5 protein-coding genes and 1 pseudogene are annotated in these 9,993 nt (G+C 44.0%); 4 read left to right on the forward strand and 2 right to left on the reverse strand.

The window, feature by feature from the left end; translation table 11 throughout:
* Positions 1-2: 2 nt before the first annotated feature.
* Positions 3-7,694, reverse strand: coding sequence for a non-ribosomal peptide synthetase (locus RMY63_RS36575; protein WP_322733385.1), 7,692 nt, complete (start codon positions 7,692-7,694; stop codon positions 3-5).
* A 45-nt stretch (positions 7,695-7,739) separates the two neighbouring features.
* Between RMY63_RS36575 and RMY63_RS36580 the strand changes: the two genes are divergently transcribed.
* Positions 7,740-8,186 carry a hypothetical protein gene (locus tag RMY63_RS36580; RefSeq protein WP_322733386.1) on the forward strand — a complete coding sequence of 149 codons (447 nt, stop codon included), beginning with the start codon at positions 7,740-7,742 and terminating at the stop codon, positions 8,184-8,186.
* Between the two features lie 581 nt (positions 8,187-8,767).
* Here the strand turns inward: RMY63_RS36580 and RMY63_RS36585 are convergent.
* Positions 8,768-8,992, reverse strand: coding sequence for a hypothetical protein (locus RMY63_RS36585; RefSeq protein WP_322733387.1), 225 nt, complete (start codon positions 8,990-8,992; stop codon positions 8,768-8,770).
* Positions 8,993-9,029: 37 nt separating this feature from the next.
* Between RMY63_RS36585 and RMY63_RS42025 the strand changes: the two genes are divergently transcribed.
* The 3 genes and pseudogenes from RMY63_RS42025 to RMY63_RS36595 form a co-directional block, all read left to right on the forward strand.
* A complete protein-coding gene (locus RMY63_RS42025) occupies positions 9,030-9,173 on the forward strand; it encodes a hypothetical protein (protein WP_416212580.1) in 144 nt (47 codons plus the stop codon).
* A 54-nt stretch (positions 9,174-9,227) separates the two neighbouring features.
* A complete protein-coding gene (locus RMY63_RS36590; protein WP_322733388.1) occupies positions 9,228-9,695 on the forward strand; it encodes a hypothetical protein in 468 nt (155 codons plus the stop codon).
* 3 nt (positions 9,696-9,698) lie between these two features.
* Positions 9,699-9,950 (forward strand): annotated as a pseudogene (locus RMY63_RS36595) (hypothetical protein); the annotation flags it as partial.
* Positions 9,951-9,993: the final 43 nt, after the last annotated feature.

The raw sequence follows: 9,993 nt of genomic DNA on the forward strand, positions 1-9,993 counted from the left end.
GCTCATAACTCCACTATTTCGACGCTGACTTCTTTTACTGGTAAATTTTGTGTTGCCCAATCCATTACTTTTATGTAGTCTGCTATCCCCGCTACTGTAGGAAACTCAAACATTATCTGTATAGATAAGTCAAGTTCAAAAACTGAGTTGATCTCTGACAAAACTTGGGTAGCTAGTAGGGAATGTCCCCCTAGTTCAAAGAAGTTGTCCTTAACGCCAATGCGTTCAACTCCTAAAACTTCACTCCAGATTTGAGCGATTTGAGCTTCAATGGGTGTGCGCGGTAAAACAAAGCCAGTAGAAAGATTTCTAGTTGCTGTATCAGGTGTTGGTAAGGCGCGACGATCTACCTTGCCATTGGGTGTTAAAGGCAGGGCATTGAGGATGACAAAAGCTTGCGGCACCATGTAATCAGGTAGCTTTTGTTGGATATATTCACGTACCTGCGGCACCAGTTTCTGGAATAACTTGCCACGTAGGGGATTGTTAGTATAGTCAATCCAGGGTTTAGTTGTAACGGCTGAACTATTCCAAAAAGCGTAGGCATAGCCCAACCCAGGCATCGCCTGTTGTGCGTCAGATGTCTGGGTTAAACTGTTGCGGCAAAACACCACATCAAAGCAACCATCCTGACTACTTTCCCACCAACTTAGGTGAACAGTGTAGCCGAGATGCTGCCCCAGTTTCCAAAACTGCTCTGGATTTATTCCACCTGCTGGCTGTTGTGCTAGCAATTGCCGCAGTTGGCTCACTGTCTCGACATTAGGTGGATGTTCCAACCATTCCCAAATCTGTAGTGCTTGCTGTACTCGTTGATTAGGTACGCGCCTAATTCCCAACAATTCTGGCTGCTCTTGTAGCAACTGGTTTTGAATTTGTGTGAATGAAAGTTGGTCTAGTTGCCAGTTTAACCAAGGAACTACCGTCACTTCGGCTTCGATCAGTGCAGGTGTTTGCACATTAGTATTTACATGGATGGTGACATCATAGCGGAATTGAGTTAGCTCATTTTCAAAGTAGCCGCGCTTGGGTTGAATTTCCACCCTAGTAATTTGTGGAAAACTTTTCTGGAGGGCGATAAAGAAACTAGGAGCAATAACTAATTCTTCTTCGGCGGCCACACTAGAGTGTACCAGTCGCTGCCATTGCTCAATCGTTCTATCAACAGGGGCTTGGGACAACTGCACGGCTGCATGGAATGGCTCCAACAGAGGTAAACTGCGGACATCGCCCATAAATAGCGTACCTCTATGCCCAATTGCCGCGATCGCTCCCTCAACTACCTGCAACAAATATTCAACACTGGGGAAATACTGCACTACTGAGTTGATAACTACAGTATCGAACTCTCCTTTGGGGATAAGAGCAAAGTTATCCGCCATTTGGTGCAGCAGGCGCACATTGTTTAAACCTGCCACCTTTTTACAAGCCTGCTCAACGTGTTGTAAGGCGGCGCTGGAATAATCACATCCCCAATATTCTTCGCAGTTGGGAGCAACGCGAGATAGCAGTAACCCTGTTCCACAACCAATTTCTAATACTCGCTGCGGTGACAGTGACAGAATTCGGCTGACTGTACTCTCAACCCACTCCCGCATTTCCCAATCCGGGATGGCTTGTTTGGTGTAAGAACTGTTCCAACCAGAAATATTAAAGGTTACGTCATCTGTGGATGCTTGAGGTTGACTGTATGCTTGTTCATACAGCGTTTGCCAGTCACTTACGTACTCACTCTGCCATTGAGCAAGCTGCTGGGGTAATGTTTGACGATTAAGAGCGGGTACTAAGTAAGCCACTAGCTGTTTCTCAGCAAAGGTGTCAACTTTAGGAACGATGTCATAATCAGCAAATAATCGTTGATAGAAAGGTGTTTGCCGGAAATTATTCTTATAGTGATAGGAGATATATTCAAAGTTAATAATTTCTCCATTCTTTTTCAGCAAACGACCTTTAATTGCATAATCTGGGTTGAGATTATTTTCACAAAGCGTTCTAGAACAAACTGCTTGGATGGCATCACCATAATCAACTTCAATTCCTGGCTCAAATACAGGGAAATAAACAGGAAGCCAGCAATGCTCATGTTCGAGAATATCTATTTCTTCACCAGTAATCGTATGTAAATTCAGCCAAACTAAAAACCCATCCATCCGCCCAGATTTTTGAATTTGGAATTTCACTTCATGGGAAAATTCTGGGTCAATATACTCTTTGAAGTTCAAGTCTTCTAAAACATCCACAGTGGATAGAACGTTTGCTTGGGGAAATTTCTTAATAGCTACCCTTAAGTCAAATGGATAACCGACTTGCTCAAAGATTTCTCTGGCGTAATATGCGGAGGTCTCAGGAAATTTAGGGTTGTGTAATATTTCATCTGGAAGAGTGACAGCTGCTATTTTAGTAACGCTTCTTTCAGGAATCATCAAACCATCAGGCTTGAGAAATCTTCTAGCATTATTGATAATTACTGTTGCTCCTTCAGAGCCACCAATTGCTCCTACAATTTCGGAAACACAAACATCAGCAAGTTCTGGAATATCAACTAAAGTTGCATCTCCATGTATGACTGTGATTTTGTCTGCTAAACCTAACTTTTCAATACAATCTCTTGCTTGGCGACAGGTTTCCTCACTTCTTTCGATTGCATAAATTTTCTTGGCACCTCCTTGGACACAAAATCTGGATAAGATTGCATCTTTACCTGTGCCGATTTCAACGACTATTTTATCTTTGACCAATTGATTAATTGCAACTTTATAACTATCGTTGCGTTGATGGTCATTGGTCATCGCGTAATACAGTAAGTCGTCATAGACGTAGTATTCAGCTATAGATGGCCATAGTTCTATTTTGTCTTTTGATATTTCTGGTTTTTTTGATGAAGAGAGTTTTTTGTATTGGTCTTCCCGTGCGATAACTACTGCTTCCTCTACTTCCGGTAGCTGGGATAGTACAGCTTCAATTTCTCCGAGTTCTATGCGATAGCCACGAATCTTGACTTGATAATCGATACGGCCAAGAAACTCGATGCTGCCGTCACTTAAGTAGCGTGCTAAGTCTCCAGTTTTGTACAGGCGGGAATGCGGCAGTGTACTAAAGGGATTAGGGATAAATTTCTCTTGGGTTAAATCCGGTCGGTTGAGATAGCCTCTGGCTAACCCTACACCACCAATGTGCAACTCTCCTGGTATACCAATCGGCACTGGTTGTAATTGCGAGTCTAGAATGTAGATTTGTGTATTAGCAATTGGACGACCAATGGTAACTTTATTGCCGTCAGGAGTGCATTTGGCAATTGTGGCACAGACGCTAGCTTCTGTCGGTCCATAAGCATTGAAGAAGTTTCTCCCAACAGACCATTGCCTTATAAGTTCGGCAGAACAAGCTTCTCCGGCGACAATTATTGTTTGTAATGTCGGGAGTTCTCCAATAGGCAGAACTGCTAACGCCGATGGTGGTAAGGTTATATGGGTAATGCCATAGTCGCGTAATCGCTCAATTAAAGGCATACCTGGCATTATCGAGTCTTTTATTCCCAGGTAAAGTGTTGCCCCCGATGCCCAAGTCATTAGGATTTCCGATATGCAAGCATCAAAATTGAAGGAGGCAAACTGGAGAATGCGGCTATCAGAGTGTACGCCAAATGCCTGAATCTGAGCTTGAGCTAGGTTGCACAATCCTTTATGCTCGACCATCACCCCTTTGGGTTTACCTGTAGAGCCGCTTGTGTAAATTACATTTGCTAGATGAGAAGCTGTTACTCCAATATTCAGGTTATCTTGATTGTTTTGGCTAATTTGTGACCAGACCTTATCTAAAAAAACAAGCTTTGCTTGATGCTGAGGTAGTTTATCAAGTAAGTGCTGTTGAGTCAGTACTACCGAAACTTGAGTGTCTTCTAGTATAAAACCCAGACGATCGCTAGGATACTCAGGGTCAAGTGGCACGTAAGCACCACCTGCTTTGAGAATTCCCAACAATCCCACAATCATCGACAGAGAACGTTCCAGACAGATGCCTACCAGCATTTCTGGTTTCACGCCTTGTTTTTGCAAATAATTTGCTAATTGATTGGCCTGTGCATTCAACTGCTGATAAGTAAGTTGTTGCGCCTCAAACACAATAGCGACTGCATCAGGATTCTGTTCCACTTGAGTTTCAAATAGTTGATGCAAACATTGCGTCGGATAATCCGCTTGGGTCGCGTTCCACTCCACCAACAATTGCTGCTGTTCGGCTGCTGTGAGTAGAGGTAATCGGTTGACTGGTTGTTTTGGGTGAGCAACAATAGCCGCTAACAAAGTTTGGTAATGCTGCATCATCCGAGCGATCATCGGCGCATCAAATAAATCGGTACTATAATAGCAAAAGCCATTAAGACCTTCTGGGGTTTCCCAGAAGTGTAGTTCTAAGTCAACCCGAACCGTGTCAAGACGCCAAAGCAGCTGCTCGACCCTTAAACCAGGCAAATCCCAAGGGGAAGTAGGAGCATTTTGTAGCGCAAATGCCACTTGCACTAGTGGGTTGCGATTCAATTTTCGCTCTGGTTGCAATTCTTCTACTAAAATCTCAAAGGGCAAATCCTGGTGCTCATAGGCATTGAGGGTGACTTGCCGCACTTGCGCCAGTAAGGCTTCAAAAGACGGTTCTTGGGATAAATCAAATCTCAGGGCTAGAGTATTGACAAAAAATCCAATCAATAGTTGTGTTTCTTTGTGGTTGCGATTGGCAATAGGGGAGCCTACCACTAGATCCGTTTGTCCGCTGTAGCGAGAAAGTAAGACGACAAAACCTGCTAGTAATGTCATAAACAGAGTGGCTTCTGACTCTTGGCTCAGTTGTCTAAGTTGTTGCGTCAGCAAGGCATCTATTTGAAATCGCTCTACACCTCCGCGAAAAGTCTGGATAGATGTGCGCGGGCGGTCTGTAGGCAATTCCAACAAAGGTGGCGCTCCCGCTAACTCCTGCTTCCAGTAGTTTAACTGACGCTCTAGTACCTGATTTGTCAGCCATTGACGCTGCCAAATGGTAAAGTCGGCATACTGTACAGGTAACTCTGGTAATACAACAGAACTACCCATGACAATGGCTCGATAATAGATAGACAGTTCGCGGATTAAAACGCCTATTGACCAACCATCAGCAGCAATATGGTGAATCGCTAATAGTAGTACGTACTCGTCTTGAGAAACTCGCCAAAGCATGACCCGCAACACAGGATCGTTAGCTAGGTCAAATGGTTTGTAAGCTTGATTTATCGCCTGTTGCTCTACTTGCTTCCAGGGGTCTGGGATATTCTGTAGATCCACCATTGGCAACGTTATGGTTAAATTGGGGGCTATTACTTGTACTGGTTTGTCGTGCTTGACCTCAAAACGAGTACGCAGAACTTCATGGCGTCGCACCATTTCCCCAAGCGCCCCTTCCAAAGCTTTGATATTGAGATTCCCCACCAGACGCACGGTGAAAGGTATTGTGTAGGCACCACTTTCGCCTTCCAACTGGTGCAGAAACCACAGGCGCTCCTGTGCCCAAGATAGAGGTATATCTGTGTTTCTGGAAACGGGTACAATCGGAGGAACCGTCAAACCTGAACCAGTTTGAAGTTGCTCGCTCAAAAGTTTTGTTAAATGGACGACACTCAAACCATCCAAGAGTTTTGGTGTTGAGATGTCCACTTCCAACTCTGCTTGCAAACAGTTCCTGAGTTCAATAGCCATCAGGGAATCTAGACCGTATGCAGTAAAAGGCTCCTGAATATCTATCTCATCCGGGGACACTCGCAGGGACAGGGCGAGACGAGAAACAAGCCAAGTTGCTATCGCTTCTTCTGTAAAAGCTGGTTTGAACGATTCCCCATCGGCTTGCGACTTATCTGAAGAATGCACTGAGTCACATTGGGCTTCTACTTCTTGTTGGAGTTGTAGTAAGTCTACTTGTTGAAGACTCACTGTCCAATCTCCCACTACATCCAAACTTCCATTCAAAAAACCATCCTGACAAGCTCGGCGCTGAATCTTACCACTGGATGTTTTCGGGATACTCGCTGTCTTCAGTAGCACAATAGCATAAACTTGTAGCTGGTGCTGCTCAGACACTGCCTGACGAATAGCCCTAACTACCTCATCTACATCTATCTGACGTAAGTAACTCCGTTCTACCTCTTGAGCAATGACTAACCGTTCAACACCTTCTACCTCCACGGAAAATGCTGCCCCGCAATTCGGTCGCAGTGCTGAATGACTCTTCTGAACTGTCAATTCAATATCCTGGGGATAATGATTTTGCCCCCGGATGATAATTAAGTCTTTGATACGACCCGTGACGAATAACTCGCCATTAAGCAAAAATCCTAAATCTCCTGTGCGTAAAAACGGTCCAACTCCTGTATCTAACAAATATGCCTGAAAAGTTTGCTCAGTCGCTTGATCTCGCATCCAGTAACCTTGCGCGACTGTGGAACCTGACACCCAAATTTCTCCCACTTCTCCTGGAGGGCAGGTTGTCAAAGATTCTGGATGCACAATCACAATTTTCGTATCAATTTCGCTATATCCGCATCCCACCAAAGTTAGCGATTCTGGCTCTTGTTCTTGAGCCTCTACCACGCGATTTTGTCTTAGTGCCTCTGATTGAACTGTATAAAAAGTGGGTAAGTCTTTGGCTCTGGCGGCAGTTACCTTGAGAGTAGCTTCGGCTAAACCATAACCAGGGCAGAAAGTCCTAAGGTTAAAACCACATGAACTGAACAGTTCGGCAAACTGTTTGAGAACATCTGCTCTAACCGGTTCAGCACCGTTAAGAGCCATACGCCAACTGCTTAAATCTAAAGTGGCGAGTTGTTCTCTTGTGACCTTATCTACGCATAGTTGATAGGCGAAGTTGGGAGCACCGCTATGAGTTGCTTTGTAGCGTGAAATCGCTTCAAGCCATCGCATTGGTCGCACCAGAAAGGATGTGGGAGCCATCATGTAACATGGAATTCCCTTATATAGCGGTTGAATAACTCCATAGATGAGTCCCATATCGTGAAAAGTAGGAAGCCATGTGACTATGGTGCTTTCTGATGTGTGATTCCATCCTTTGTCAAGGTCTGTTGAATTGGAAAGTAGATTGCCATGACTCACCATTACACCCTTTGGTGTTCCCGTGGAACCCGAGGTGTACTGTAGAAATGCTAAAGTGTCACTGCTTATTTTTAAAGGCTGCCAAGAGAGTGCAAAGTTGTTCGTAAGATTCTCGGTATCTATGTAATGTAAAGCTGTTAGTTCTGGTTCTTGCTTTAAGCTGTTTTCAATATTAGTCAGAACAGATGTCGTTGTCAGGACGAAACTAGCTTGGGCATCTTTCACAATCGCTTGTAGTCTTGCCATGTGCTGATTGCGACGTGGGGGGTACACAGGAACAGCAGTAACACCTGCGTACAGACACCCGAAAAAAGCCACAATGAATTCCAGTCCAGGCGGGTATAAGAGCAGCGCTCTTTCTCCACTAGCTTTCATGCTTTGTAACTTTGCAGCAACCGATCTAGCTTTTTGATCTAATACTTCATAAGTTAAGTTAACTTCTTGTGCTTCTCCATCAATTAAAAAGGTATATCCTACCTGGCTTTGTTGCTGTAGCGCTCTTTTGCGTAACAGGTCAACTAAAGTTGCTTCACCACGAGTTGATACTGAAAATAAATTGTTGTCCATTAACGCTCCTAGCTCTTTAAGCAAGCATCAGTGAAGTGAGAATCTTTGTACAAGGTTGTTGCTAAAAGTCATATTGCTCAAAGAGACGTTTCCATCATAGATGAACATCCCTCCTCCCATTCCCGCACCGCCTCCACCTCTGCCACTATCCCCTCCTTGAGCAGTCCTGTTGGTAATAGTCAGGTCGAAGAATTTCACGTTTCTCGACAAGATGAAGAAGGGACGCAAATCTCCATTGTCAGTTTACCCATCGTTATTGACATCGCCACTGAGGGTCTTGCCGTTGCCGATGATGAAGATATCACTGTTAACCAGATTCTTCATCACCCCGGTAATTCTGGTGTTCGTTTTCAATTTGATCGTGTCAGTTCCTGCATTGCGGTTGGCTTGGAGGATAGCATAGCTGAGAGTGCCTACCGTGTCTCCGTTTCTGTTATCAGCGGTTTGAGTGACTTTATACAGTGTCATAACCTTAACCTCAAGTTTGTTTAACAATTTGGCAACAAAAATAGGTGTAATGAAGAGGTTGCCGAAAGCACATACCTTTTCATGACCGATAATCAAGTTTATTTAAATCAATACCTTTGCCAAAATAGGAGCCTACAAAAATTTTGGCAAAAACGGCAAAATAACTCACACATAAGCGTTTAGCTTACAAGGTCGCTTGGAAGCTCAAACCCTTGATACTGCGGGCAAGACATTAAAAAAAGCTTGCAGGAAACCTTGAAGGAATTTTTAGGACTTATTGTTTTTGCCAAACCTTTGATAACACGATGTTAATACATCAACTCAGCCTCGTAAATTGGCGAAGGTATTGTTAAATACTTACTTTTAATTTCTGGGCTGGTTGAGGGCAACTATTACAAGTATGACTAGATTAAGGGATATATCGCACAATATATTTAATACATTGACGATGCAAGGACAGTTAAGACAGTTAAGCCAAGTTTTAAATAAACATCATGTAACAGCTTAATTACTTCATATTATCTTCATAATAGTTGGTTATTAAACATTTGGTGGCAAAAATCGGACTAGCTGAATTAGTTACTCCCCCGTCGGATACCGCCGCATCATCTCTGCCAACGCCCGGCCTCACCATCCGGCGTGTACACAATTTCCCCCGACATAGCAATCAGAATCCGCCTCTGCCTCGCCCACTTAAACCAAGCAATCACATTATATTTGGCCTGATGTGCCTCTGGCTTTCTCCCATCAAAGCAAGCAGTAACAAACACAGCTTCCGGTGACTTAACCCCAATCCTCGTTCGGAGTGCAACTTTTAGATATGCGATCACAGCAGGGAACAAAGGATTTTTAGCAATTGGAGACTGGATTTCAAGCTACCGTGAGCCGTTGATTGAGCTTTTTCAACCGCCAAAAAATAGACTACCATCTTATAGCACTGTGCGTCGTGCTTTATTACACATAGACTACGAAGATTATTCCGTGTGTCTGAGCAAATTCTTTAATGTATAACCAAATACTGGAGAAACTGTTGGCTTAGATGGCAAAGTCCTTAAAGGTTCATATTTGATTGAAAATGATAACCCTAAATCCGATTTGGGCAAATTCTACCTGAAGTCAAATACAATTTGGGGTGTTACTTCCACCGTGCTTCCAGGCGATCGCCGCGATATGGCAAATAACTCCCAGTTTGACAACCTACCACAGATCAAACTTATTCCCTTAAATGATGAAGCTGTATGTATGGAGCAGCGAACACCGAGGGATAGACCAACAAAAATAGCTGCGCCGACTGATATTCGACTTGTAAAGGTGCTGGAGTTTTTACGCAGTAATAACCTTGCACCTAATAGCCGTAAACTTTACGAACGCGAACTCAAGCGATTCTTAGGATGGACACAGCTGCATTATCATGAGCGGAAGCTGACAGGACATCAATCTGACGAGGCATTTCGACGCTATACACTCAGGAGCGAACAACAAGCGGCGATCGCTGCTTACTACCGCGCGATAGGTGAGGAAGAAGAGGAGTAGGGTATGCCAAAGCCGCTCGATCCCAAGTGCCAACTGTGTGCTAAGTTGCCAACATCTAAGGCTAAGGTGCTGCACGGGCCAGAAGGTGATAGCTGTTGGAATCCGAAGGTTTGTCACAATCGCCGTTCGTTCTACCGCAACCGAACATTAGATGACTCGGCACAAATTGAAGCGATCGCCGTTGAGCCACCAGCCAACTATTTTGCTGTATTGTACTTATATAAAGAACCAGGAGATAAACCCTTATATCAAATCCGGTTGATTACACATAGTATAATCGTCTAAGTGAATTAGGTAA

The sequence above is a fragment of the Nostoc sp. ChiQUE01b genome (assembly GCF_034531255.1).
Classification (GTDB): domain Bacteria; phylum Cyanobacteriota; class Cyanobacteriia; order Cyanobacteriales; family Nostocaceae; genus Nostoc.

What these genes read in the sequence shown, in the direction of transcription:
- RMY63_RS36575 (WP_322733385.1), bottom strand. Translation starts at nt 7,694, where the DNA reads ATGGACAACAATTTATTTTCAGTATCAACTCGTGGTGAAGCAACTTTA.